Source organism: Moorena bouillonii PNG, assembly GCF_001942495.1.
In the GTDB taxonomy this organism is placed as follows: domain Bacteria; phylum Cyanobacteriota; class Cyanobacteriia; order Cyanobacteriales; family Coleofasciculaceae; genus Moorena; species Moorena bouillonii.
Genome location: NZ_MKZS01000001.1, coordinates 7,207,954 through 7,234,210 on the forward strand (window position 1 = coordinate 7,207,954; position 26,257 = coordinate 7,234,210).

A 26,257-nucleotide genomic window follows, 5' to 3' on the forward strand; every position below is an offset into this window, starting at 1 on the left:
TAGTAATACTTTTTCTTTAACAAAAAAATAAAATTAGCAATATAATTCCCTAAATTTAGATTAAATAAAAGAACGATTGCCATACTTCCCACGGGCATAAACTGAGCTAAAGGTAATCAATCAAGCTTAAGCTGTAAGCTCCAAAGGCTCAGAGCTGATAACTGTTTGCGGAAAGCGTAGCCCCCAAGTAGCGCTTAATCTGACCGTTGAAAGTATAACAAACAGGCTCTTATCAATTACAAGTGACCAATGACTAATAGCTCAATCGTAATCCAGCAAAACTTTTACCCAGTTTGGTGGTCTAGGAATCGGGTTTCCTAATCGGTCGAGCATGAGTAAGGCTACAATATGCACCACGAATAAATAAATGGCATTATTGATAATAATCATTACTATAGCCAGGGTTTGAACTAGAAATAGACTGGGCTGAAATAGCAAGCCCAGCTTGACAAACCACCAATCCAATAATCCTGTCACCTGGGTCATCACGTAAACCCAGAGGTCTTCCCCCAATAGAATTGAGAACAACCAAAACCGAAAAAAGAAGCCTATTGTACCAATTAGCGTACCCATGCTAATGGAAAGCAGCCAGCTAGCTCGACGTTTCCAGAAAGCTCCCAGTTGTACACCCATCAGACCATAAGGGACCAAAAAGATAATACTGCGAGTTACTCCCATAAGCACTGATAGTAACAACCCCGAAACCAGTGCTGCCATCCAGGATGCCCTATTGCCCCTCCTTAGGTAGACTAAAGCAATCGGCACTGGGAAAAACATTTTGAGTATTGGTCCTAGAGGAAAGTAATAATTAATCAGCCAAATCAAGCTGGCAGTACTGGCCAGAAACGCTGTTTCTACCATGGTTATAGGTGTTTTAGGTCTAGGGTTTAGACCATTACTCAGGCTAGGGGAGTTAGCAGAAGTGGATTGTTTGTACACTGCCCTAGGTTCCCTCTTTTCTAGTGGGTGATTTGGCTCCCCAGTTAATTGATCCCCCATCTCAGTTACATCAGCATTGCTCTTAGGGAATTCCGTTGTTGATTTTGTGGGTTTGTTTTTAGATTGGGCAAAGAGATCTTGTGAAGCCGCTTGACCATCATCAAAAGAATCACTCATGCAAATTTAGTAACCTCTTGAGGAAAGGGACAGATGATAACAGAAGAGATACTGTTAAAGTACCCTTGCATCTTAGCCCATCTCAAATTTCTCCTCATTTGGAGATACCTTATATATCAAGACTAGATAATCATCTTTTCTAGAGCAGGCAGATCACAGATAAAAAGGGTATCCTGATCCCGCATGATCAAGCCTTTCTTCTCCAGCTTTGTCAGGACTCGTGTGACCGTCTCCCGCGCCAATCCACTGAGGCTACTTATCTCTCGATGAGGTAAGTTAGGAATTTCAGTTCCTCTTTGTTTCAATTTGCCTTGTCCTTCAGCGAGAAACAACAACGTGTCTGCCACTCGTGAGGTACTATCTGACTCCCGCAAGCGTAGGCGTCGGTTAACCTGACGCAAACGCTTTGCCATCAACTGAGCTAAGTGGACACCAGCCAAAGGTTCCGTATGAATTAACTCAGTAAAATCCTGAGCGGGTATACTACCAATGGTTGTAGGGGTCAAGGTAATCACATCTGTTGAACGAGGTACTTCCTCTAACGCTGCCATTTCACCAAAGATTTCTCCTTTCCCAAGAATATTGAGGGTCACTTCCTTCCCATCCATGTTATAGGTGCGAATCTTTGCCCAACCATCTAAGATGAAATAGACAGACCCCCCCCAGTCATTCTCAAGTAAAATCACTCGATTTGCAGGATGGCTACGGGTAACCATATTAATAATGGCTTTTTTGACACTAGAATCTGGTAAGCCAGCAAAAAAAGGAGTGCTAGCCATCGAATCATGAACATTAGAGTTAACTTCAGATGAATTGTATCGGTCTTCCATGGGATCATGAGCGCTTCGTAAACACCTTGAATAGATAGATGATCCGCTGTCAAATCACGTGAGTCAGGGAGTGTGCCTGTGTCAACTAAAAGAAGCCAATGAAACAGATCTGCTTAACCTCACCACCTTTGGTAGACCAACGACAATGACTGATGTGAGTGAAATTGCCTTGACAAGCCAAGATGCTACTGGAGCTAAACTACTTGCAGTAAGCTGAGGTAGGTTAATTCTGGTAGAGGGGTTGGCAAGAATCACATCGGGTAAGTACAGTTATTATGCTCCATGATGAACAATTTGTAATAGTTTGGTGACTGTGGCAATTTAACATTAGACACAGGGGGCTGACTCTGACTCCTGTATGACTCAATTTGTTCTCGTCAAGGGTTTCAAAGTGACTGCTCAAACCGACATTCAATCTCTGATTGCTGATATTGACCACATCCTCCATAAGCCTGACTTTCCTCTACCATGGTTCAAGTCTGGTGACCTAGCGGCTGCACACCAGGTTTTGCGGAAAGTTCGTAGCTACCTAGTTTCCCAACAGCAAAAACTAGGGGTAGAATCGGACAAGACAAGTACTACAGTCACCCCATCTCAGACGGGAGTAACCACATCTGTTCAGGAGGGAGTGCAGCAAATCCTGCAAGCGGTTACTCAAGAAATGAATCTTGTACGTACCGATTTGACGAAACCATTGCAGCTAGAGTTGGAGGCTCTACAGCAACAGCGGGAGTCTCTAGTACGAGAAATTCAGCATTTGGAGAGTACCAAGCAGCAGCTGGATTACTATACCAAACAACAAACTGCAAATGTGCAGTTTGCTTCAGACTACTTCTCACAAGGGCTAATCAACCGCCTTGTCGAAAGCTTGACGCAAAAGCTATCTCAAATTTTAGCGAATTGGGAAGCTCACTTAAAAAAGAATCCCACTAGTGACGACTCAATCAACCGATTGCCTTCAAATCAGGACGAGATTGTTGCTGTAGTCGAAAGACAAAAGGTTATTGAGCAACTACAGCAGCTTCAAAAACAATCTGATCAACTCATACAGAATATAGATGTTAACCAACGGTTGACTTTTGAGACCCTACAAAGAGATCTTCAAGGTTACCAGCAGTCTTTATCTCAGGAACTTGAAAAAATGCACAGCTTAGGGATGCAGGGAGAAATGTTGTTTGCTGCTTTTGTGAATCGTCTAGCTCAGCAGTTAGGACGAGAAGCTTCAAGCCTATGGCCTTCCTCACAACAACCAGCGGATGTACAGGTTCAAGTTGAGGATAAGGATAGCTTTCAATTACATCCGGAAACCTTATTGCCCAAAAACTCTGTGACTATGACTGAGGCGGTGTCTGAGCGTTCGCGAAGCGTGGCCTTTGGCCAATCAGATTTGAAGCAGGAACCACCAATGGATTGGTCAACAGGAGAATTGCCTCAATCCTGGGGGATAGGATTGTCTGAAGAAAATACACCATTGCGTTCGCGTAGCGGCTCGTACCGAGCATCGCGTAGCGTGGCCTACGGCCAATCGCACTTAAGCGATCCTACGCCAGAGTCCGAGAAGACATCTGTGAGCAATGACTCCCTTGAGCATTCAGAAGTCATTGCTACTATTAATGCCTTGACAGATTTGTGTGAACAAATGGGTGTGAATTACCTCAAGGGGTGACAAGTAGCTTGAGGGTTTGAGACGCTGTGGGGTTTGTGGGGTATGGGCTGGGGCGAAGACGTGGGGTGGGTCGGAAGATTGAAGAGCTTTGAGCAAAGAAAATAGTGGCTTGTGACGATGCAAGTTTCTTTGATTACAGAACAGATCTGTTCGCGCAGCAGGGCCTTAGCTCTTCGCAATCCCTGGGAGGCTCTTAAGAAACTCGGATGAAGCGCGTCCGTTCTGTTTTCGGTAAATTCTTGAAAATTCCTGCCAAGCTGGCAACATGGCTAAGCTATAGCAGTGTTTACTGATCTGTGATCTTAAATCGGCTTTTCTAGCCCCCTTTTAGCCCAGTCGAGAGGGAAGTTGCGGCTACATAAGCTTGCGTTTGCCTGCCTTTGACCTAAGGCTTCCCCTCATGACTTGACTATAAAGGAGGTTTTTAACTTGGATTTAGTATCAGAGGTAGTCTTGACGGATGTCTACCTAGCAACTTAACATCAATTGGATTATCTTTACCTCTAATCATTTCCAGTCATTGCTTGATTAATAATAGTGAACTATTATTACCAAAATTCAGACAGGAAGTCAATTAATTCAACCCCAATTCACAATTCCTTCACGAATTCGTCCCTAAAATGTGAAAGTTCAATGAAATGATACAAAATATACTACTCCTTTTTTGACAAACCAAAATACTATAATCAGAGGCTTCGATTAAAAATTATTAATAAGGCGGTCAATAAAAATGACAAGGTCATCTACCTATATATAATTTACTTTTTTTGAAAAAATATCCACATTAGCGGGAACTTTTAAAGTTTTCAGCGGTCTGGTTAATAGACTATTTAGTTGACAACAAAGACTTTAGGGTTAGTGGGTGCCTACCAAATCTTTTGGAAAATGGCAGGAGACTCTTCCATAAAGTTTTGCCAAAAACTACCTAAGCAAGTTGGCTCTCTTGAGCTTAACTGTTCTATCAGCCTGGGGATTTAAAGCAATTATTCCGTCGTTTAATCAACTTTAGATAACTAAGAAAAAGCCGTGATTATCTCCAAGTCTTCTGCTTATACCTCGATTGATTCACCAATTTGGGATAACAGAATACCAAGTTGTTTATTTCAGCAAGAGGTTCATCAGTCTGCCAACAATACTATCAAGCGATTAATTGATATTATTGGAGCTTTGGTTGGATTATTAATTACCGTGAGCATCGCAATTCCGATTGCGATCGCTATGTCGATAGTCGATCCCGGTCCATTATTTTATAGTCAGATCCGTTGTGGTCTGAATGGGAAACCCTTCCGAATCTGGAAATTCCGTTCAATGATCGTGGGTGCAGACAAACTCAAGCACTTAGTAGAAAACCAAGCTAAAGGTCATATATTCAAAAATGAAAATGATCCCCGTATCAGTCGGATCGGAGGCTTTCTACGCCGCACCAGTCTTGATGAATTTCCCCAATTCTGGAACGTCTTGATCGCAGAGATGAGCCTAGTTGGAACTCGTCCTCCTACCTTTGATGAAGTCATGAGCTACAACCGCCATCACTACAAGCGTTTAAGAGTTAAACCTGGAATCACTGGTGAATGGCAAGCCAATGGTCGTTCAAAGGTGACTGACTTTGAAGATATCGTTCTTATGGACTTGGATTACCAAGATAAGTGGTCTATTGGCTACGACCTGAAGCTGATTGTGAAAACTATCATGGTAATCTTTAATAGGCATGGTGCTTATTAATATCACGTTATAAGTTGTTAACCCGATAGTACTAAATCCAGGTTGAACAGAATGCTTAAGCTAACCCTATCTACAATGTTTTATTGAGAATTTTTGATTGAGGTGGGGTTAGCTTAAGCAAATAAACAGGCATCGATAACAGATTGATTAATTAGTGACAGGATAATCACTCCTGTTATTTTTATCTTATTTTTATCAGTAAAGTTAATCCTATTTTTCCAAGACTTACCGACCCTTTTTGAGAACTGCTATCAACAGACCAATCAATACAGAACTGGAACTATTGATTGGAGATTAGAGTTAACTATAATCAAGTTGAAGAATAACCTCTTTAATGGTTCCTAAGACAATAAAAATCAACACTGAAAAAATTAACGCTGATTTTCTGAATTGATCCAGGGAAATAAATCTTAATAGGTGATATTTATAGTCATATTTATTTTTTAATGGAGCCTACGGGAATTGAACCCGTGTCCGCCCTGGTTATTTACTTATCGCTCATTCACAGGCATAGCCCCTTTAACCCTCGGAGCGGGGATCATCCATTATCCCGGATGACAGGATGCTTTGGTGAAGTCTTAGCTAGCAAACCGACCAAAGACAGCTTACTAGAGCATCCGTTGGGGTTAAGTCCGTAGTCCTTAACGGAGTCAAACTACAGACGCTCGAACCTGTTTATAGGTGTTTAGGCAACAGCAGGTGCAGCCTTACGAGCAAAAGGAACGATGTTGTTCGCAGTTACAATTTTTTTGAGTCCGGTATTTGCGAGAGAAGACTCACTCTCGACCTGAATCACGGGTCAGCTTTCACCAACACGTCGAAACCATTAAGGCCCCTTGGAGTTATTTCCTTTCTCCATTATAGTCAAGATTTCAAAGTAGCAACTACCAAATACGCGTGATCCTCTGGTGTGATCCTGAATTGGAAAATTTCTTTAAAGCTATTTAGCTGGGTAAATCCCCGCCTTCTATAAGGACGAGGACTTACGTGAACCTGTTAAATCTTGCTGCTGAGGATTTCCTCGATCGCTTGTCGTTCTGCTGGTTCAGTGACAGGCAAACTCTGGCGGGTATCAGTAATCAGCCAATCTAGGGCTGCCGCCTGAACATCAATAGCCGCACCAGTCTTGTCAACACAATAGCGTCCAAACACTAGCTTATCCACTAGACGTACTCCGGCTCCAAGGCGAGAGTATTCAAAAATGACGCTATTCTCAACCGTTGCTCCGCTACAGATCCAGCAATTGGGACCAATCATAGTTGGTCCGATAATCTTTGCCCCATCTTCGATGTGGGTCATAGCACCAATGTAAACCGGACCTTTGATATCTACTTTGTCCCAATTCACGGCCACATTTAAGCCAGTATAGATTCCGGGAGCGACTTCTTTGCCGGGAATCGGTACATTATTGATTTCTCCAAGCAGCACACCTCGAACAGCTCGCCAGTAATCTGGGACTTTACCAATATCAACCCACTGGAAATCCATTGGTACCGCATAGAAAGGAGCCCCCGTTTCCACAAGTTTGGGAAATAGTTCGCCGCCAATGTCATATTCCTGACCAGAGGGGATATAGTTAAAGATTTCTGGCTCAAAAATGTAAATTCCTGTGTTGATATTGGTACTGAGGGCTTCCTCCACTGAGGGCTTTTCTTGGAAAGCTTTGATGCGACCAGTTTCATCTGTAACTACGACACCGTAGCTAGACACCTGTTCTCGTGGTACAGGTTTTGCCACTAGGGTAGCAATTGCTCCCTTTTCTTTATGGAATTTAAGTGCTGCTGTCAAGTCCAGGTCAATCAGGGCATCACCACAGAGCACCACAAATGTATCATCAAAGAAGGGATAAAAGTCCTGGATCTTACGCATGCCACCAGCTGAGCCGAGGGCTTCCCCAACCAGTTGACCATCAACAATGCGACCTTCAAAAGAATAAGCAATTTCAACGCCAAAGCGTTGCCCATCTCGAAAATAGCTTTCAATTTCGTTAGCCAAGTGAGAGACGTTGACCACAATTTGGTCGAAACCATGTTGTCGTAATAGTTCTAGTAAAAACTCCATTACTGGTTTTTGCAGGATGGGAATCAATGGCTTGGGAATAGTGTAAGTGATAGGGCGAACGCGAGTTCCCTTGCCAGCTGCCAGAATCATGGCTTTCATGTATCTTTTCTCCTTAAACTAAATCCATAGAGGTTGATGTGGGCAATTGAGTACGATTCTAACTAGTCCTTGAACTCTCACCCACGATTAGCACGAGGGACTTTAGTCCCTAACTCTTTTTCATAGCCACCGCTATTACACAGGGGCAAACAAGCTGGAATTTTCTGTAACCTGTGCTTTGAGTGATGCTTTGAGTGACCCCAGTTGAGAATTACTGGTTTCCTGACAAGGCTAGTTGATGTTATAATTACCCGCTTTTAAGCGTGGGGTTCATTACTCCAATTTACGGATTTTTATATCTTGGTAGAATTCTTCTTGGCATAACTCAACCTTAGACTGAGCAGATAACAATAGCAGTCCCCAGAAAACACTAACTCTGTCCCCTATTCGTGATTCAATAGGAGCGATCGCTGTTTCTGTGTCAGCTTTTCCCGACATCTTGGCTGTTCTGAGTTTGTCCTCCTGGTAAGAAGAACCAAGGGAAGTTGATGCAACTGATGATGGGGATAACGTCCACCACTCTAACAACTGATTTAAATTCAGCCAATCGTTGTCTACCGCTAGCTCATACCAGTAGCGGGATAGAAATTCCTCCAGCCGTTTGGCAATCTCGGTCAAGTTTTCATCATGAGCTAGATGGGCAATACGAGCTGCCTGACTACGGACACTAGAGCGAGTCCCTTTTTTAGGGGAAGGTAAGGGGTTTTCACCCAGTTGGACTGCCATCTCCTGTAACTGTTTAATGAGCTCTGGCAGGGTTACTGGGCGTCTTTTAGGGGGTCGGGCAGCAGAGCGACGGCGTAGATGACGTTCTAGATTGCGAGGCAAACCTCTATCTCCCCTGCCATCAATTTCCTCGGACCCATCCAGTTCTTCGGATTCCTCCAACTCCTCGGGTTCTTCTAAACGTTCCAAGGTATCGGCTTTCAGTAGAACTAGCATGGATGCCCATAGAAACGCTTGCCCAGACTGAGACAAGTCCGTGTCACGGTATCCGAGTTCTGGATCACTGTCTAATGCCAGTGTACTTAGATAGCGGTCAATGACATCAATTACCTGAACATCCCATGGGTCAATTTCTCCCCGCTGTGCCACATCAATGAGAATAGCGATCGCTTCGGTAGCAGGTGTTGTAGTCATCTATAGGACCCGTGTCTATTGACTAACGATATATAGCCATGTCTTGTTCGATACTGTTGGTCAATTAACTGACGGCAGGACTTACACAAAACTGGGCACCAAACCCTATAACCTATAAGTACGCTTACTGACCCTACTGGTAGAGTTACTGCGGAAGTCCTGTAAGGGGTGATATCAACTCTGGTAGCATCGGTATTGTATTATTTGGAGGGAGGACAAATAGGACAACGAACATCAGGAAGCGTAAATTTTACCTCTTTAATTTTCACTCTTGTATAGACCTTGAATACAACCTCTGAAACAAAAAGGAATGATATGAACATACACCATAAATTGGCGATTTTTCGAGTTTAACTGGTAGCCTTTATATGCGCTTATGGCCAGGAAAGTTCACTGCTCACATATAAAAATTACTGGCGCTTTTGGTCTATTGGTCTTCTATGTACTTCTTAATAACTTCGATTAGCCCACCGCCAACCGTACAAATCAAATAGCTTTTATTCCAAAGCGTAGGCAGTCTAGAGCGAAGTTGCGGTAATTATTTTCTGAGATATTATATATAATAATACATTTATTTTATATTTGACTGCTTTATAAACTCGAAACTTAGGGTTAACTTCCATAGCTTGATGTACATGGTCTGACATTACTTCCATCTCTAGAATTTATTAGTCCATGTTCGGGCAAGCTTCTATAGTTAACTCTTCGATCCTGGTTTCAAGGTTGCCTGTCAGAACTTTTTGTCTGTACTTAGGGCAAACTATAACAGGGGACTTACAATAGTAAACAACATTTTTGTTAGACTTATATTGCTCAGGCATTGAATTATATAGCTTATAGGGTAGATTCAGCTCCTTGACATTTTACCAATCCCCAATAGCGATACCAAAATTAGTCTAATAGTGGATTATCTGACAATGGGTCAGATGCCGATAAAAGCAACTGTTTCTGTTCAATCTCAATTTTGTATTGTTGAATGTCGTCTTCTAATTGTCTAATCTGTTCATCCTTTGAGTGTATCTGCCCAACCATTTTACGAGTTCCTAGAAAATTGAGAAATCGCGTCCACAAGCTGAATAACCAGGCTATTACTGCTCCAAGCCACATGGATAGAATCAGTGCAATCGCCAAGGGAGCCTTAACCTGGATACCATCAATAATCCTAATGGAAACAGATTGGGTATTTTCCAAGCCAAATAAGACTAGTGCCAGACATAGAGCGAAAATCAGCAAAAAATTAATCTGTCGCATCAGCTTAATCCAAAACCGTTGCAGTTGCTTCCTACTTCTACAACAGATAACACGAAAATTCGGCTTTTTTAACTTGCCGATTACTGTAAAGTGCACAGGTGTCCCAACGCGCACAGGTCAAGGACATCTAGTTGGCACGGTCATAAAGTGAACTTTTTACCTCTTTTCCCCCCGCTGTTTTGGCGGGCTAGGGGAAGCTTGGATTAGCTCAGGTTATGACTGTGTGCAGTATAGCAGCAGTTGGAGTTCCCTTCAAGCCTACACCTGCTTGCTAGGGAGATCTAAAATATGCCACCAAAACTGGTCAATTGTAAGGCAAGAAACATGAATACTAGAGTAGCTGATTTCCGTAAGGAATACACATTGAAGGGTTTGAGTGAAACCGATGTCCAGCCAAATCCTTTCGAGCAATTCAAAATTTGGTTTGACCAGGCAGTAGCTGCTGAGTTGCCAGAACCGAATGCCATGACTATAGCTACAGCAACACCAGATGGCAAACCTTCCGCCCGGATGGTACTTCTGAAAGGCTACGATCAGCAGGGGTTTGTCTTTTACACTAATTATCAAAGTAACAAAGGGCAGCAGTTAATCGAGAATCCTTGGGCTGCCATCACCTTTTGGTGGGCTGAGTTAGAACGACAGGTAAGGATTGAGGGGCGAGTCGATAAGCTAACAGCCGCTGAGTCTGATGCTTATTTTAACAGTCGTCCCAAGGGTTCTCAGCTGGGGGCTTGGGTGTCAGATCAAAGTCAAGTTATTCCTAGTCGTGAGGTGTTGGAGCAACGGCTACAGCAACTGAACCAAGACTATGAAAATAAAGAGGTATCTCGTCCACCGCACTGGGGAGGGTTCCGGGTGATTCCATCAGAAATTGAGTTTTGGCAGGGGCGTCCCAGTCGGCTGCACGATCGGTTGCTCTACAATCGTGGTGAGGATGGGGATTGGGTGATTAAACGATTGTCCCCTTAGTGAGCTGGTCTTCATTGTCTTGATGCAAAGCGCGAGTGGTTTGGGTTCTGTGTACGGAACCTGCGTTGGTAGTGCTAAAGATCTAGTGATTCGGCTAGGGTCTGGTCAAGGTAACAGGAGCTAAAATCACTACTTTTGTACCATCCCAAACTTTCATTATCTCGAATCCCCTAACGTTTACGCCGAGCTTTTGAGTGCTTTGACTTTGGAGTTTGGATAATGGGAACAGTAAAGTAAAACTGAGAACCTTGGTCTTTGCCAGCTGAATTTGCCCAAATTTTACCGCCCCAGCCTTTGACAATTTGGCGACAAATTGCTAAACCTAGCCCTGTTCCCCCAGTAGTTCGCCGCAGAGCACCTTCTTCTTGATAGAAGCGGTCAAAAACAGCTTCCAGCCGATTGGGTTCAATACCACGTCCAGAATCTTCGATAATAACTACTATCATGGAATTGTCCAGTGTTTGGATACTTATAGTTACTTCTCCTTGTGGGCTGGTAAATTTGCAGGCATTATCGAGAAGTCTAGCTAGAGTTTCAACTAGCCACTCCCCGTCGGCTTTGACTAATGGAAGGTTCTCTGGAACTTGAACCGATAAACTAGGTCGTTCATCTTCAGAACGGCGAGCGCAAACATTACTCAGGGAAAGGTCAATGCACTCTCTTAGGGAGAGGGATTCTGGGTGCCATTCCACACGACCACTTTCTAAGCGAGAAAGAGTAAGGAAGTCCTGAATCAGTTTCCGCATTCGTTCGGCGTCAGTGAGGGCAGTATTGAGCATCACCTGACGCAATTCTAGGGACATATCTGGCTCACTAGCTAGACTCTCAAGACATACTTGAATTGTGGAGAGAGGAGTGCGCAGTTCATGACCTGTAATCGCTACTAAATTGCTACGGGTGCGGTCAAGAGCTTCTAGCTGCTGATTCAAATCTTCTAGGTTGGCGTAGGCTTCGGCTTGAATCAAAGCTACACCGACTTGAGTTGCGATCGCATCCACTAAGGCTAACTCATCCTTTTCCCATTGATAAGGTTGGGAACCACAATGATGTATATCTAACATGCCCAATAACTGACCCTGATACAGCACTGGTACTTTCAGCCAAGAGCGAATGGCAAGCTCTTGGACTAGATTGTGCAAGGTTTTTGATCGTCGATTACCAGTTTTATTTCTGGAATTAGTACCGTTAATCCGAGGATCTGTCTGGGTGTCTTCTACATAAATCCGTTCTCCACTCTGGACAACCTCTTGGAATAGGCAATTGTCTTGCAATGGCCATCTCTTTCCTAGTGTGGGCACTAATGGTTCATCCCCCTTACTAGGGGGCTTTAAAAACTCATGATTGATGATAGTAGTGGTATCTGTTGCTTTACAGCGATAAATCAGACACCGTGATGCTTGAAGGGCTTTACCCAACTCTTGCACAGCAACTTCAAGAATGGCATTGGGGTCAAGGGATCGCCTAATGGCGTTGGAAATAGAATTGATCAGAGATTCTTTCTTTCCCTGAGCAGCAATGGAGCGATAGGCTTTGAGCAATTTATACTGACCTGCCTGTAGGTAAGTCACCAAACGCTGGACAAAAGGATCAGAATTGGCGGAACTTTGAGCTTGGTCGAGAAGGGATAGATTACTGGTGGAGTTTTGGGTTAATCGAGCACTAACTACTAATGAATCGTCTAAATACTGAGATTTGGCCTGTTCAATCTTAGCGCCTAGTTCAGGTCGGTAAATTTGAATGCGATTGAGTAATATCTCAGCTGCTTTTTGACTCACCGTCCGGTCAAATGTCCAGATTCCTTCAAAACGTCGGGATGAGTCCATTTCCCCATTGGTAACCTCTAGTATTGGTGTGGGTCGTTCTTGACAAATCAAACAGTTTGTGTAACTTCGCCCAATAACTACCAAATGCCATTCTTGAGAGAGGGTATCGTTGGGTTCAAATGCCACGGTTTCGTGATACTCTGAACTACTCTTAAATTCTGTTTCCGGTGCTGCTAGTACATAGACTTGGGGGGTCTGTTGAGCAATGCGTCGATATCGATGAGCTTCCTGACGGTAGAAACGCTCTCGCTGGAAGCTAGCAATGACCAACGGCTGCTCTGAGCCAGCTAATACCTGATCTTCCATGGCATGGGAAAGTGCGGTCAAAGAAGACTTAAAGTACACCTGTGACCGCAGTATAGGTATAGCTTGCAGTAAGCTTTGCAGCACGGAAGTCGTAATAATCATTAATTAATAAATTTTCATCACAAATCTTAGGTATTGTGGAAACCCCAGCTATGGGCAACGGGGAACGAAAAACCAGTCGGGGTCTTTAGTCCCAGTCAGGGTATGGGGTGCTGACAACCTATAGGCTTTTTATGTCTACCTTTCTCAATTTATCTTATAGACAGGAGATTGAACACAGCGAAAGTTGAAGCCCCACCTTGTTTCAGATGTATCGCGTTAATTCAACCCGATATCGTTGTTTTTTAGTAATAGAGACATCCCCAACCTCCAAGCGTCCTTTACCACGAATGGCAATCAAATCTCCAGATTTGACTGTATAGCTAGATTGCTTGACCTCTTTCCAGTTAACCCGCACATCCCCAGTGGTAATGAAATCAACCATCTTGCTGCGGGACATACCAAACCCAGCTGATGCGATCGCATCTAGACGCATGGAAGCTTCTGTTGTTGTTCTGAGTTTCTTTTTCGGTTCCTTAACCTTGAGTTCACTCAAATCAATCCGTTGAGTTTTGACAGGTACCGAACGCACCTGATTTAAATTCAGTTCCAGAAACTCTACCAACTCTGGTACCACAATCACCTGAGCACCTCGCTCTCCCAAGACAATAATGTCCCCAATCTTTTCTCGCACCAATCCAGTTCCCAGAATTGCCCCCAAGAAATCCCGGTGAGTTGCCGTATCAAACAAAAAATTCCCAGCAATATCCAAACCCACCACTTCTACCTGAGATTTATCCAGAGGCAATTCCTCACGGGCGATCCCTAACCGTTGTCGTTCCGCCTGAGGATATCCTCCCCAAGCCAGCAATTGCACCTCTGTCAACCGTTCAAACTGCTGAGCAACCTCTACCAAAACTGGCGGTGATAGAAAATCAGTCAATACCACCTCCCAAGTCTTAATTGCTTGATCAGCTTGGTCAATCACACGAGCCACATCTTCTCGATTCTCTACACTTTTTAAAAGTTCTTCTCTAGGTAGCATTCCTAATAATTTGTTAAAGACGTTTGATTAATGGTCTAAATAATTATTTCCTCAAATTCTAATCAGGATTTAGCAATAGGTAATCAGTTTCGCATACTATCTATTACCCATGACTAACTCTAAAAGTTATCTTTCTTAAATTTTATTTATTTTTATTTACATTTAGTCTTTGTTACTTTGCCCTCTTTGCGCCTTTGGGATTTTTACCCCCAAAATAATTGCGCAACCCTTATATAGTCTAGAGGAACTCATACCTTTGAATAGTCTCCGGCTGAAACTGACGCAGAATTTTAGTCCCTAGCTCTGTCAAACTCTCGGATCCCTGAACAACAATTAAGTATTTTCCCTCATTCAGACGGTTCCGATAAGGCAGTGCATCACCACTACCAACACTCAACCCAACCCCACCTCCAACGAAAACGCTACCCATTGCTGCTGCGATCGCACCAAATACCCCTCCCAGGAGATGATTACCAATTTCACTAGAGAAGCCAAACAGTTTTATTTCAGTTAGCACATTGAACAGATAACCCGCCGCAAATCCAAAGGGAACCAACCAATATGCCATTCGTCGGGCTCCCTTGATTCCCTGTTGTTTGGGGTCAATGAATCCAAACTCATCAGCACTCTTATATCCTCTACCCAAGATACTTACTCGATCCATAGGTAACTCTTCTTTTTCCAAAGCAGTATAAGCTTCTTCTGCCTTAATGCGGTTGGGGAATACAGCAATCACATATTTCATCGCCACTTGTGCTGATTATCTACATTTAAAGTTTACTTGAACTCTTCCTTGAGCTCGTTTTGATCCCCCGCCTCAAGCAAAGGGGTTTTCAACAGTGAGAGTTTTGAGAAATTTTCCATGAAAGATGGGGGAAACTTAAAATCTTTTAGATCACTAGCGATCCAGGGATACCTTTGCCGTTAAGATAGCATACTGCGGTCAGAGCTACTGAATGTGAACAAATCGACCTGTTCAACTACATTTCCTTGTAGTTAAGTGCTATTTGATGATGGTTCATCTGTACTACTATTGGGGTTGATCTGAGTTTCTCATGGCATAGCTCCAGCACCGTGTGTATAGCCCATTAACCTATCTCCTGGTCATGTCTAAGGTTCTTGTTTCTGACTCAATTGATCAAGCTGGTATTGATATCCTTTCCCAAGTTGCTCAGGTTGATTTCAATCCGAATCTATCACCGGAAGAACTATTGACAATTATTCCAGACTATGATGCTCTGATGATTCGCTCTGGCACCCGCGTTACCCAAGAGGTAATTGAGGCGGGCAAGCAACTCAAGATCATCGGTCGTGCTGGTGTTGGGGTTGATAACGTCGATATCCCAGCAGCAACTCGTCATGGGATTGTAGTGGTTAACTCTCCGGAAGGGAATACTATAGCCGCAGCCGAACATGCCCTGGCAATGATGCTAGCCCTATCTCGCCATATCTCCGATGCCAATCAGTCAGTTAAAAGCAATAAGTGGCAGCGTAAGCTTTTTATTGGCACAGAAGTTTACAAAAAAACCCTTGGTGTAGTTGGCTTGGGTAAAATTGGCTCCCATGTAGCAACTGTCGCCCGAGCAATGGGAATGAAGTTGCTGGGCTATGACCCCTTCATTTCGGTAGAACGGGCGGAACAGCTAGGCTGTCGTTTAGTCGAGATGGATTTGCTGTTGCAGGAGTCTGATTACATCACATTGCATATCCCCAAAACTCCAGAAACCGCTCATCTGATTAATGACGAAGCCATTGCTAAGATGAAGCCAACTGCCCGAATTATCAACTGTTCCAGAGGAGGCATTATTGATGAAGAAGCTCTGGCTAAGGCACTAAAAGAGGGGAAGATTGCTGGTGCCGCATTGGATGTTTATGAATCAGAACCACTAGGAGAATCCCCCTTGCGTGAATTGGGGAAAGAAATAGTTTTGACCCCCCACCTAGGGGCATCTACCGCAGAAGCCCAAGTTAATGTTGCTGTTGATGTAGCCGAACAAATTCGGGATGTCCTCTTAGGCTTACCCGCCCGTTCAGCAGTTAATATTCCTGGATTGTCACCCAATGTGATTGAAAAACTCAGACCATACATGGAGTTGGCAGAAACTCTGGGTAAGCTAGTTGCTCAACTGGCGGGGGGACGCATTGAATTACTTGATGTCCGATTACAGGGAGAGTTAGCTACCAACGAAAGCCAACCCTTAGTGGTTGCTGCCCTCAAAGGCTTACTTTCCCAGGCACTGCGAGAGCGTGTAAACTATGTCAATGCATCGATTGAGGCAAAAGAGCGGGGTATTCGGGTCATTGAAACCAGGGATGCTTCGATGCGAGACTATTCTGGATCCCTACATCTATCAGCCACCGGTTCCATGGGAAAACATTCTGTAACGGGTGCTCTGTTGAATGATGGGGAAATCCACATTACCAGTATCGACGAATTCCCGATTAATGTTCCTCCCACTCACTATATGTTGTTTACCCTACACCGGGATATGCCCGGAATTATTGGTAAAATTGGCTCTCAGCTGGGTAGTTTTAATGTCAATATTGCCAGTATGCAGGTGGGTCGTAAAATTGTGCGGGGTGACGCAGTTATGGTGCTTAGTATAGATGACCCCTTACCGGAGGGAGTTTTGACAGAGATTATGAAGGTGCCAGGGATCAGGGATGCTTACACGGTAACTTTATAAGTTAGTACTGAATTCCTTCAGTACTGAATACGTTCACTATTGAGTGCTGAGTGCTGGGTGCTGAATATGGGGAAAAGGTTATAGGTACAAACAATCTTGATCCTTAAGTTTAGACCACGTACCTCCCCCTGCTGACTCCCCACTCTTAAACTCAGCACTCTCGACCTCGGAACTAACATATGGCAAACAGCTGGTGGGAAATTCAAATTTTGTGCGACTCTGCCTTAGAGGATTTAATCTTCTGGCGACTAGAAAAGTTTGGTTGTCGAGGAATGTCCAGCCAGCTTAAGGGACATTCTCAACTAGTGCTTGCTCACTTACCCCAAATACAAGCACAGCTGTTGGATTTGGCAGCCCTTGCCCTTTGGGTAAATCAGGATGCCCTTACTGTAGGGCTGCCAGTACCCATAACTCGGTGGCACCTGATTGATGAGGAAGATTGGGCAAGTAGTTGGAAACAATACTGGGAACCCCAAGAAGTTGGCGATCGCTTTTTGATCTATCCCGCCTGGCTACCCTTACCAGACCCTTCCGAACGGATCTTGTTACGCCTTGATCCCGGAGCAGCATTTGGCACAGGTACCCATCCCACCACTCAGTTATGCCTGGAAGCATTAGAGATGCGTCTAGGCTACAGCAGTGATCACGACAATGTCGTAGCGGATATTGGCTGTGGTTCCGGCATTCTTTCCATTGCCTCGGTGTTGTTAGGGGCTAAAAAGGTCTATGGCGTGGATATTGACCCCTTAGCAGTGGGTGCTGCCCGCAACAACCGCTCTCTTAACAACATGTCTGACCAGGATCTGGTGATAGAACAGGGTAGTATAGAAACCTTGTCTCAGCTGACTAATGGTGAACAAGTAGATGGAATCCTCTGCAATATTCTGGCAGAGGTGATTATTGATTTAATTCCACTAATGAGTGCTATTGTGAAACCCACCAGCTGGGGAATTATCAGTGGTGTGTTATTAGATCAGGTTAAACCGATTGCTGATAGCCTAGAACAAAATAACTGGATTGTCGCCACCCTCTGGAAGCATCAGGATTGGTGTTGTTTTAATATTCGGCGTTCCTGATTAGTTATTCTTTATGCAAGTTGTTGGATAGCCAGTTGGATACGGGTGCCCACTGTTACATCGGTTTCAGTCTTGAACATTTGCGCTAAATGAGTTTTGATAGTCTCAGCCAGATCTGGATAGGTGACCACTACAGCAGTAGCTAGACCTTGCAATCCTACTACGGAAGAATAACGAACTACCCATTCTGTATCTTGGCAGGTTAGCAGTAGTGTTTTAAAAGCTTGCTCTTGGGCAGCAGGAATTTTATCTTTAGGCATATCCTCCCAGTCCAGGCTGCCCAGACCTTTTGTAGCAGCTCGACGGACGCTCATAGAAAAGTCAGTTTCAGCAGCTTCGATTAAGGTATCGAAGGCTCTAGGATCGCCAATTCCTGATAGTGCGCGGATTGCCCAGGCTCTACCTCCGTAGTTGTAGTCATCAATTAGGTTTAGCAATTGCTCTACTGCTGTTTTCCCGAAGCGCACTATCCCACCGGCAGCTAATTCTGCTGCACCTGGGTTATTGTAGCTAAAAACTGCAATTAAAGTGGGGATTGCAGCTTCTAAATGGGCATTAGCCAGGATTCTCACTGCTTTTACTAAACTATAGGCAGAATCTGCCTCTTTCACAGCTCGAATTAATTCTTGCTCTCGGGTTGTGTTGGTCATGCAGGGGTCTAATATCAAGTCTGGTTGAATACCAATAATCTAGGGGAGTGTGGGGAGATGGGGAGATGAGAAGATTTTTATTAAGGGCAATTATCCTGACATGATATAAGCTTAAAGGTTGTTTGCCCTAAGGGTTTTATAGTGGTAGGTTTAAAGCAAAAACCAAAAGTATCAAAACCTACCAGTTTTGACGTAATGCTTCTATAAATGGTTAGATAAAATTTTAGATAAAATTATTTCATACTTGTTTCTTCATCTGTGATACTTTATCCTTCAAACTTCAAAGAAGACCATCGATCAAGTTCATAATTCTAATTGCTGTCTCCGATAGGTGGCAACCATCACTGGGATTGCTTTCTAAGTAATGCTCTAGAATTCCTTTGAGGGCGAGTACCCTGAGACTATTTTCTGCCCAGGTCTTAGCGATCGCATCGGCTGCTGGTAAATAACCAATTGCCCCGAGATCCGAAAGAGCTGCCCGCCTCAGTTGCACTTGATAAGCACTCAAAGCTTTAATTAAACGTTCCGCATAAGTAGGGTTTTGAGTTAGCTGGTACATCGCCCGTGCGGCGGCATACTGTTCCAACTCGTTGGGATGTTCTAGGAATAGTTCAATCAAGTCAATCGCTTCAGTTACACCAAGATCCCCCAAAGCTTCGATGACGGCATTGTAGGGTTGGGCGAGGTGGGGACATCCGGGTATAGGCTGGGCTGCTTCTAAACCTCCGTCTAGGAGTTTGATCAGCTTGGGAATACAGGTACGATCTTCTAACATCGCTAAAGATTGTACCGCTGCTTCCCTAACATAAAAATCCGGGCAGTCTAAACAATCAATCAACGCAGGCACAGCTCGATGGTCTCCTAGTTTGCCCAGGGCCCTGGCAGCATTCCGGCGCAGAGGATATCCTCCTAATTCTGTCTGGTTGTCCTGATCCTCTAGCGCAGCGATTAGGGCATCAATTGCCAGTGGTTCCCGGACTCGAAACTTTCCTAGCCACCATGCTGCATAATAGCGAAGCCCCTGGTCGTTTCCTTTTAGATTTGCGATCGCTTGCTCTACAGTTAAAGACTCAGAGTTATCAGTCTCAACATAATTTTCAAGACTAGGCTGCAACATTTAAACTTCTTAATTTAAACGTATTAAGTTTCATTTTAATTACTTTTTTGATCAGGGAGGATAAGACTCAATTAAATATCCTGTCTCCTCAAAAAACCTGCCAATTTCTTACATCGAACTCAGGTAATTTATGCTTTCTAGATAGACGAGCCAGATAGACCAACTGTATAGACAAAACAATGCCCGGAAAGGTCAGCAGACGCTAGTTCTTGCTAACACCTGCTGACCTTTCCAGGCCAAAAGAGCAATTAGCTCAGGGCGTTAATAGCGTAGTCAATGTAGTTATTTGCCTCAGTAGCAGGCTGACCAGTTAAACCATGGTTAGCCTTGATGTACTTGAGGGCTTCGATGTACCAGCTCGGAGACAGCTCGAAGGTACGGTTGATTTCATCTAAACCAGCAATCAAGTACTCATCCATCGGTCCGGTACCACCAGCAACTAGGCAGTAAGTAACCATACGAAGGTAGTAACCGATATCACGGGAGCATTTTGCCTTGCCTGTAGCGTCAGATGCATAGGTTGGTCCAGGCATGCTAGTGGTGTAAGGGAATTTGTTATACACCGCTTGGGCTGCACCGTCAGTCAAGGTAGAGGCTTTAGCAGTCAAAGCTTTTGCTGCTTCTAAGCAAGCTGTAGCCCGCTGGAATCGACCGAAGGCAGTCTGGATTTCTGTATTACTTAAAAAACGACCTTGAGCGTCAGCAGCAGCGACGGCTTCTGTAAGCGGAGTTTTCATTGTCTAGGTATCTCCCTAATATTTTGTCAAGTTTTCAAAAACGTTTGAAGTTGTGATAGTTAGACAGCAAGTGATATGCCTTTAGCGTTTTAGGCAACTGCACCAGCTGCTTTGTCGAAGTAGCTAGCAATTTCAGCCATCAGAGAGCTGCAATCACCAGGGGTGATGCCATTGGAGTCGTTAGCGATCGCAATCGCAGCATCCTTCATTTTTTCTACACCCACTGCTACGGAAGCGCCAGGAGTTCCCAGAGCTAGGTAGGTTTCCCGTAGACCATTGAGGCAGCGGTCTTCCAGTACACTAGCATCACCAGCAAAAATGGCGTAAGTCACATAGCGCAGGATGATTTCCATATCACGCAAGCAAGCAGCCATCCGACGGCTGGTGTAGGCATTTCCACCAGGATTGATTAACTGGGGTTGCTCAGCAAACAGGGAGCGAGCTGCGTTAGCCACAATGGTAGAAGAGTTGCTGGTAATGCGGTTTACTGCATCCATCCGCTTGTTGCTGTCAGCCACCATAGCGCTAAGAGCACTTAGTTGCTCTGCACTAATGTATTGACCCTGGGCATCAGCCTGCGAAACAAGCTTAGTAAAGGCATCAAACATTGACGGAATCTCCTACGTTAGTTGGTTTTGTTTCAAAACGGGCTTCAGTTAAACAGACTCAGACTGAATCAAAGTAAATCAAGCAGCCTGGAAGGGGATAGAACATGCTACAGCCACAGCTAATACTCCCATCTCTCTGTCTTGGTCTTTGTCCTAGTCTTTGTCCCATGAGTTGGGGGCAAAACGGATCGTTAAGAAAAATTACAAAACTTCAAGTTTTGGTGAGAGACCTAGGAATGCTGTGTGTCAACCGGTTGGTTGGCTTTCGCCTGTCACTATTTACCCTTCAGGTAACTTTTATACAATGATGTCGAGCCTTTATTCGTTACATCTTGTTAAGAGTTTAAGATTTTTTGATGTCTGATTGCAATGGCAGATCACAACAGGCTTGCCATGGCTACCCTGTGGATTGGCTCCAAATTGGTGCTGGAAGCCTCTTGGTTGCTTACCTCCTGCTCAAGACACAGGTCAACTGTTCACTCCAGCTAATTGGTCTAGCCGTTAGCAGGTTAGTAACATTTCTTATCAAACCTACACTCACAGCTACAGACTGATAATACCCCAGGCCGCTAAGGCGATGGCGATTGTTCCCCCAAGTAAGACTACAGCCCCTGCCTTAGTGATTAATCCTGCTACAAAGCGGACTGAGGCAGGAGGATAATAGGTTTTGAAACCAATTGGTTGGTGTTTGAAGTAACCCAGCTGTTGCAGTTGAGTGCGGTAGTCTTGCCCATAACGAGGCATCCGGGCAAAGGGTAGATCGCCTTGAGTACGCTGGGGTATGATTCGTCGCCGCTGATAAGGCACGGTGTCATCACCAAAGTTTTCCAGGTACTCGTCGCTATCGAGCAGAGCATCAATAAAGTTTTTTAACCCTTTGGTAGCCAGCACTATTGACCAGGCTAACTTCTCCCGCTCGCTATAGACATCACGCCCCAAGATGCGTTGTACACACATCTGGACAAAACGGTAGTTGTTGTTGGTCTGATAATTGCGCTGCCAAAAAGTTTCAGATGTTGCTAGACCACGAATGAACTCGCGCACCGTGATTTGACCAAATCTCAGCTGTGATTCTAAAAAGGTTTGGCGGTTGCTTTTGATAATCTGTTGTTCATTAAAAATCTGACTATAGGCTGCCCTAATCAACTCATCCATTTCCGATGGAGACAGCAGATTAGCTGTAGTGTATAGTTTAGGCTGCTCATCTCCGGGCACCTCATATCCAGCGACCCGCTGATTTTGGCTTGAGGGAGGATACTCTAGCAAAGGAATTGTCATTAATCACCTCTATGATCGTAAACCTCAGTCATCTAAGCATTCAGCCGTCAGCCGTCAGCCGTCAGTGGTCAGTCGTTGGCCAATGGCCACTCAAGTAGCTTGCACTATGGGCATAAGCTGTTCATGTAGCGTGCGCTATGGGCATCAACTCATAGCTAAAAGCTGATAGCTGATAGCTGATAGCTTACTCAGTTCTAATCACAAGATTAGGGGATTAGGTTCATACAAGCCTAACTTTTTTAAAGGTTCTTAATTAAAAGACATAATTTTTAATTTTAGCGACCTATGAAGTATTAAGTATTAAGTAAGCTTTTGCGCATTAAAACAACCTTGTTTTGATGCAAAGTACGAGTGGGGAGGGGCTGCATCAAGACAAGGATTTGATATATTTTAAAAAAATTTGTTTCTGGCTACTGCTACGGTTTGGCGATCCCAGTGAGGGGAAAGGCTAAGATCTTGCACGTTTCCTTAAAGGCTCTAAAATTTAGGAGTATCGAGTCAGGAGCATCAAGTCATAATAAATGGAGTCAATATATATTAATTGCCAGTTAATTGGCAATTAATCAGAGTTTTATCAACAATAAAATTCTGTATTATTCCCATCAATTCTGTAGTCTTATCCTGACTTATGACTCCTGACTCCTGACTCCTGACTCCTGAAAAAACTAACCAATTTCTTACATCGAACTGAGGTTAAGTTTTAATATCCTAAGAATTCCAGTAGTGCTTAACTTGCCTTTGCCAGCTTCCGCTCTAGATCAAACAAGAAACCATGGATGTACTCCTCAGTCCATTCACTACCATAAAATCTCTGAAACATACCACGAGCTGGGTCTTTCTCAGCACGATAACCCAGATAACGCAGTTGAGCTTCCTTGATGGCTTCGAGATGCTGGGAATCAGTAATTAGTTCTGCCTGATCCACAAAATCTAAGTAAGCTGTCAGATAGTCCTTGAACGCAGCAAACACCCGATTTTCCACTACTTCGGTTTCCTTAGGGCGTGTCCATAGGAAAGCTGGGGAAAAGAACGGTGTTGCTTCCTCAGGAAAGTCTCCTCCCCAAGGCAAATGCTGTTGATGGGCCTTGAAAATCGGTAGGATAGGTTCGGTGTAACGAGCTTGATAGGCTGGGTCATCCCGGAACAGGGGCTGCATATCTAAGGCAATCAGATGTCCACCAGGTAAGGTCACTAAGTCAGCCCCGAAGAAGGGGAGGTCATAGTTGAGGTGGGGGAAGATCACAAAATTGAGTACCTGTAATGCTGCTCCCCCCTGGACATGAGCAGCTCGAATTTGTCTGATTTTGGGTGCAGCAAAGGCATAACTGGTGGTCAGGACATCTTGCTGCTTTTTCCCTTTCCCCACTGTTGCGAATTTGCTTTCAAACCCAGGGGGAATGGGATAAGGCTGTAGATCAAGGCGCTCTTTTAGATATGCGATCGCGTAGTCTAGAAACGGCTGATAGAGAGTCATTTTTGGCTTGGACTAACGGCTAAAGGCATGGCATCTTCAAATAAGAACTCATATAAGAATCGCTCTGCCCACTCAGAACCAAAGTAGCTGCTGAAAAGACCATGGGCTGGGTCTCTGTCGGCACTATACTGGTCGTAGTCTTTCTGTGCCTTAACAATGCGCTCAATATCTTCTGGCTCAGTTAGAGGCTCAGCTTGCTCCACCATTTGCCAATATAACGCCAAGTAGTCTTTGTAAGCCTCAAAGACTTCTGTTTTCACTGTCTCTAGGGAATCGATTTTGGCAAACAGTAGATACTTAGAGAAGTACTGGTTGGCATCATAAAACTTCATTTCTAAGTTTTGTGCCAAGTCCTGATAGCGATCGCGAATGACTCGCATCGGTTCAATGTATTTTTCCTGATACGCTTCATCGCTGAACAATGGCTGAAAGTCTAGAACCACCAGGATCTTCTTTTTGCCAAAGGCTAAGAAGTCAATCCCTAGTAAAGGCAGATCGTAACAGTGACTGGGATACATCACACTGTTAAACACTTGGGAGACTGGTCCAACATCCATGTAGGTATAGCGAATTTTCCGCAATTCCGGGCATTGGTAACACCAGCTTTGAATAATTGCCCGATGTTTAGCGCGATCGCTTACCTGGCGTTCTAAGCCTGGGGGAATTGGTTGACTGCTTAAATCAAACCGCTTGAATAGCTCTTTTTCCAGATAGTCCAGGAAAGGCTGATACATTTATATTGCTCGTATACATAGTAAAACCCTTACTGAGCATAGAGTATCGCGATACTTCCTGTCTCATTTCTCCCAGACAAAGAAATAATCGTTAACATTTGCCTGACCTAAGATTTGCCTGACCTAAGATTTGCCTGACTAAGGCACCCAAATCTACCTAAGGGGAAGCTTTCCTTGCCACTCTGTCAAAGCATTAGCAAGGAAAGCGCTGCCAGTCAATAGGGATTACTTAAAAACTAATCCTTATTGTGTTATATGGCAAGGTACTTCATCAAAACTTTGCAAACTCACTAGTCAAATGTACTGAAAATCCCAGTTTTTTCTGTAAGTAGTAAGTAAATAGTAATCAATTACTGAATAGATTACTGAATAGATTATTTTAATTAATTACCTTTGAGCCGTAATTCGCTAATTTTCCCATTTTAAAGGGAAAATTCAAGTTTTACGTGCCATTATATCCGCCACATGCATAATGGCGGTTTCCACAGCGCTAGTTTTTAGATCAACCTGGGATAATGACCCTAACCCCATTAACTACTATAACATCAGTATCGATAACTAATCGAGAACTCCAAACTAAACCAGAACTCCAGTTACTCCTCTACTGTGTCCGAACCAGCATCGACGATGGTACTGCTGAGTCTATCAAACGCTTACTGGTTGAGCAAGACATTGACTGGACTTATATGCTCAAAACAGCTCGCCGTCAGAAAGTCTTACCACTCCTGTACCATAGTCTCAAAAATACCTGCCCAGACCTGGTTCCCCAGAACATCCTCAAACAACTCCGAAATTATTTCCAGCACTTAGTCGTACACAACACATTTCTCATTCAGAAACTACTTAACCTCCTGACTCTTCTGGAGAAACACGGAATTTCTGCTATCCCCTTCAAAGGGCCTACCCTTGCTGTTTCCGTTTACGGCAATCTGGGGCTGCGGCAGTTCGGTGACTTAGACATCCTGGTTGATCACCACGACATCCCGAGAGTTAAAGAATTACTCTTGTCTCAAGGGTATCAATTGCAAAAAGACCTGGGCTGGGAGTATCACTTTGTGGATAAAAAGAGTCGAGTCTGTATTGACCTTCACCAGGGGATTGTACCCGATTTATTCTGTTTGCCATTAGATTTTGAGTATTTGCGATCGCATCTTCAGCCTCTATCTGTTGCTGGTAAGACAGTCTCTACTATCTCGCCAGAACAGATGCTGTTAATTCTCTGTGTGCAATTGGGCAAAGACTGTTGTCACTGGAGTGTACGTCTGGCTCAGTTATGCGACGTTGCTCAACTACTCCGTACTCATCCCCAGTTAGATTGGCGCAGAGTACTGGCAGAGGCTCAAAAGCTCGGTTGTGAACGCATGCTCTTGCTTGACCTTTGCCTAGTCAGGGATTTGCTGGGAGTCACGTTGCCACAGATAGTCTTAAATAAATTGCAAGCCCAACCAGTCTCCCAATCCCTCGCTATCCAAGTACGATCACAGCTTTTCCGTGACCTTGAACAGCCACCTAAGCTCTCAGAAGCAAAAGGGTTTTGGGTCTTTTTCTTGTCTTACAATCATCGCTTCTACTTCAGCATGAGAGAGCGTCTGCATGACAGAGTAATGTACTGTCTCCATTGGCTAAAAAACAGTTTGTTTGTTACCGTCATGCCCAACGAAGCGGATTGGGCGTTACTGTCCCTGCCTAGAGTGCTGGCTTTCCTGTATTATCCAATCCATATAATACGGTTGTTAATTAAGCATGGCATACAACCAATGTTAAGAACTCATCACGAGCCGCACTCCTTGTGAAATTTTTATATAGCATTTCTCAGACTTATTAGGTAA

24 protein-coding genes, 1 other RNA gene and 1 pseudogene are annotated in these 26,257 nt (G+C 44.1%); 8 read left to right on the top strand and 18 right to left on the bottom strand.

All coding sequences use genetic code 11. The annotated features are described in order from the left end of the window. Positions 1 to 261 precede the first annotated feature (261 nt). On the bottom strand, positions 262 to 1,116 hold the full coding sequence (locus BJP37_RS29330; RefSeq protein WP_075904146.1) for a DUF2232 domain-containing protein: 855 nt from the start codon (positions 1,114 to 1,116) through the stop codon (positions 262 to 264). A gap of 122 nt (positions 1,117 to 1,238) precedes the next feature. Further along, positions 1,239 to 1,946, bottom strand: a complete 708-nt coding sequence (locus BJP37_RS29335) for a Crp/Fnr family transcriptional regulator (RefSeq protein ID WP_075904148.1) — start codon at positions 1,944 to 1,946, stop codon at positions 1,239 to 1,241. 70 nt (positions 1,947 to 2,016) lie between these two features. On the opposite strand from BJP37_RS29335, the gene BJP37_RS42030 reads away from it, so the two are divergent. From BJP37_RS42030 to BJP37_RS29345, 3 genes are all read left to right on the top strand, one after another. Beyond that, the gene (locus BJP37_RS42030) at positions 2,017 to 2,163 is read left to right on the top strand and encodes a hypothetical protein (protein WP_214607782.1); all 147 of its coding nucleotides are present in this window, start codon (positions 2,017 to 2,019) and stop codon (positions 2,161 to 2,163) included. A 141-nt stretch (positions 2,164 to 2,304) separates the two neighbouring features. Further along, complete coding sequence (locus BJP37_RS29340) at positions 2,305 to 3,612, top strand: hypothetical protein (RefSeq protein ID WP_075904150.1); 1,308 nt, start codon at positions 2,305 to 2,307, stop codon at positions 3,610 to 3,612. A 1,086-nt stretch (positions 3,613 to 4,698) separates the two neighbouring features. Continuing rightward, positions 4,699 to 5,334 carry a sugar transferase gene (locus tag BJP37_RS29345; protein ID WP_229415609.1) on the top strand — a complete coding sequence of 212 codons (636 nt, stop codon included), beginning with the start codon at positions 4,699 to 4,701 and terminating at the stop codon, positions 5,332 to 5,334. Between the two features lie 444 nt (positions 5,335 to 5,778). On the opposite strand, the gene ssrA is transcribed toward BJP37_RS29345, so the two are convergent. From ssrA to BJP37_RS29370, 6 genes and pseudogenes are all read right to left on the bottom strand, one after another. Then, positions 5,779 to 6,170, bottom strand: a transfer-messenger RNA (tmRNA) gene (ssrA, locus tag BJP37_RS29350). 160 nt (positions 6,171 to 6,330) lie between these two features. Then, positions 6,331 to 7,494 carry a nucleotidyltransferase family protein gene (locus BJP37_RS29355; protein WP_075904152.1) on the bottom strand — a complete coding sequence of 388 codons (1,164 nt, stop codon included), beginning with the start codon at positions 7,492 to 7,494 and terminating at the stop codon, positions 6,331 to 6,333. Positions 7,495 to 7,767: 273 nt separating this feature from the next. Beyond that, a complete protein-coding gene (locus tag BJP37_RS29360; RefSeq protein WP_075904154.1) occupies positions 7,768 to 8,634 on the bottom strand; it encodes a segregation/condensation protein A in 867 nt (288 codons plus the stop codon). Between the two features lie 427 nt (positions 8,635 to 9,061). Continuing rightward, positions 9,062 to 9,124, bottom strand: a complete 63-nt coding sequence (locus BJP37_RS44740; RefSeq protein ID WP_369121427.1) for a hypothetical protein — start codon at positions 9,122 to 9,124, stop codon at positions 9,062 to 9,064. 28 nt (positions 9,125 to 9,152) lie between these two features. Beyond that, positions 9,153 to 9,455: pseudogene (tnpA, locus tag BJP37_RS44745) on the bottom strand (IS200/IS605 family transposase). Between the two features lie 70 nt (positions 9,456 to 9,525). Then, a complete protein-coding gene (locus tag BJP37_RS29370) occupies positions 9,526 to 9,885 on the bottom strand; it encodes a lipopolysaccharide assembly protein LapA domain-containing protein (protein WP_070395568.1) in 360 nt (119 codons plus the stop codon). Positions 9,886 to 10,209: 324 nt separating this feature from the next. Between BJP37_RS29370 and pdxH the strand changes: the two genes are divergently transcribed. Next, on the top strand, positions 10,210 to 10,854 hold the full coding sequence (gene pdxH, locus BJP37_RS29375; RefSeq protein ID WP_075904156.1) for a pyridoxamine 5'-phosphate oxidase: 645 nt from the start codon (positions 10,210 to 10,212) through the stop codon (positions 10,852 to 10,854). Positions 10,855 to 11,024: 170 nt separating this feature from the next. On the opposite strand, the gene BJP37_RS29380 is transcribed toward pdxH, so the two are convergent. From BJP37_RS29380 to BJP37_RS29390, 3 genes are all read right to left on the bottom strand, one after another. Beyond that, complete coding sequence (locus BJP37_RS29380) at positions 11,025 to 13,085, bottom strand: DICT sensory domain-containing protein (RefSeq protein ID WP_075904158.1); 2,061 nt, start codon at positions 13,083 to 13,085, stop codon at positions 11,025 to 11,027. Between the two features lie 202 nt (positions 13,086 to 13,287). Then, positions 13,288 to 14,067, bottom strand: coding sequence for a photosystem II electron transport protein, Sll1252 family (locus tag BJP37_RS29385; protein WP_075904161.1), 780 nt, complete (start codon positions 14,065 to 14,067; stop codon positions 13,288 to 13,290). A gap of 238 nt (positions 14,068 to 14,305) precedes the next feature. Beyond that, positions 14,306 to 14,812, bottom strand: a complete 507-nt coding sequence (locus tag BJP37_RS29390; RefSeq protein WP_075904163.1) for a hypothetical protein — start codon at positions 14,810 to 14,812, stop codon at positions 14,306 to 14,308. Positions 14,813 to 15,173: 361 nt separating this feature from the next. Between BJP37_RS29390 and serA the strand changes: the two genes are divergently transcribed. After that, positions 15,174 to 16,754, top strand: a complete 1,581-nt coding sequence (gene serA, locus BJP37_RS29395; protein WP_075904165.1) for a phosphoglycerate dehydrogenase — start codon at positions 15,174 to 15,176, stop codon at positions 16,752 to 16,754. A gap of 179 nt (positions 16,755 to 16,933) precedes the next feature. After that, positions 16,934 to 17,830 (top strand): 50S ribosomal protein L11 methyltransferase, encoded by an 897-nt coding sequence (prmA, locus tag BJP37_RS29400; protein WP_075904169.1) that lies wholly within the window; start codon positions 16,934 to 16,936, stop codon positions 17,828 to 17,830. 11 nt (positions 17,831 to 17,841) lie between these two features. Here the strand turns inward: prmA and cpcF are convergent, their stop codons facing one another. The 4 genes from cpcF to cpcB form a co-directional block, all read right to left on the bottom strand. After that, positions 17,842 to 18,480 carry a C-phycocyanin alpha-cysteine-84 phycocyanobilin lyase subunit CpcF gene (gene cpcF, locus BJP37_RS29405; RefSeq protein WP_075904171.1) on the bottom strand — a complete coding sequence of 213 codons (639 nt, stop codon included), beginning with the start codon at positions 18,478 to 18,480 and terminating at the stop codon, positions 17,842 to 17,844. A gap of 280 nt (positions 18,481 to 18,760) precedes the next feature. Further along, a complete protein-coding gene (cpcE, locus tag BJP37_RS29410; protein WP_075904173.1) occupies positions 18,761 to 19,597 on the bottom strand; it encodes a C-phycocyanin alpha-cysteine-84 phycocyanobilin lyase subunit CpcE in 837 nt (278 codons plus the stop codon). A gap of 248 nt (positions 19,598 to 19,845) precedes the next feature. Then, entirely contained in the window at positions 19,846 to 20,334 is a 489-nt protein-coding gene (gene cpcA / locus BJP37_RS29415) for a C-phycocyanin subunit alpha (RefSeq protein ID WP_008184549.1), read from the bottom strand. A gap of 89 nt (positions 20,335 to 20,423) precedes the next feature. After that, positions 20,424 to 20,942 (bottom strand): C-phycocyanin subunit beta, encoded by a 519-nt coding sequence (gene cpcB, locus BJP37_RS29420; RefSeq protein ID WP_075904175.1) that lies wholly within the window; start codon positions 20,940 to 20,942, stop codon positions 20,424 to 20,426. Between the two features lie 356 nt (positions 20,943 to 21,298). Here cpcB and BJP37_RS29425 point away from each other — a divergent pair, with 356 nt between their 5' ends. Further along, complete coding sequence (locus BJP37_RS29425; protein ID WP_075904177.1) at positions 21,299 to 21,496, top strand: hypothetical protein; 198 nt, start codon at positions 21,299 to 21,301, stop codon at positions 21,494 to 21,496. On the opposite strand, the gene BJP37_RS29430 is transcribed toward BJP37_RS29425, so the two are convergent. The 3 genes from BJP37_RS29430 to BJP37_RS29440 all read right to left on the bottom strand — a co-directional run bounded on the left by BJP37_RS29430 (position 21,486) and on the right by BJP37_RS29440 (position 24,428). Next, a complete protein-coding gene (locus BJP37_RS29430) occupies positions 21,486 to 22,220 on the bottom strand; it encodes a phycobilisome rod-core linker polypeptide (protein WP_075904179.1) in 735 nt (244 codons plus the stop codon). The two genes, BJP37_RS29425 and BJP37_RS29430, sit on opposite strands and share 11 nt — an antisense overlap. A 727-nt stretch (positions 22,221 to 22,947) precedes the next feature. Beyond that, positions 22,948 to 23,694 carry a phycoerythrobilin:ferredoxin oxidoreductase gene (locus tag BJP37_RS29435; protein ID WP_075904181.1) on the bottom strand — a complete coding sequence of 249 codons (747 nt, stop codon included), beginning with the start codon at positions 23,692 to 23,694 and terminating at the stop codon, positions 22,948 to 22,950. Beyond that, positions 23,691 to 24,428 carry a 15,16-dihydrobiliverdin:ferredoxin oxidoreductase gene (locus tag BJP37_RS29440; RefSeq protein WP_075904184.1) on the bottom strand — a complete coding sequence of 246 codons (738 nt, stop codon included), beginning with the start codon at positions 24,426 to 24,428 and terminating at the stop codon, positions 23,691 to 23,693. The genes BJP37_RS29435 and BJP37_RS29440 overlap by 4 nt, the downstream gene beginning before the upstream one ends. A gap of 515 nt (positions 24,429 to 24,943) precedes the next feature. On the opposite strand from BJP37_RS29440, the gene BJP37_RS29445 reads away from it, so the two are divergent. Continuing rightward, complete coding sequence (locus BJP37_RS29445) at positions 24,944 to 26,221, top strand: nucleotidyltransferase domain-containing protein (RefSeq protein WP_075904186.1); 1,278 nt, start codon at positions 24,944 to 24,946, stop codon at positions 26,219 to 26,221. Positions 26,222 to 26,257 lie beyond the last annotated feature (36 nt).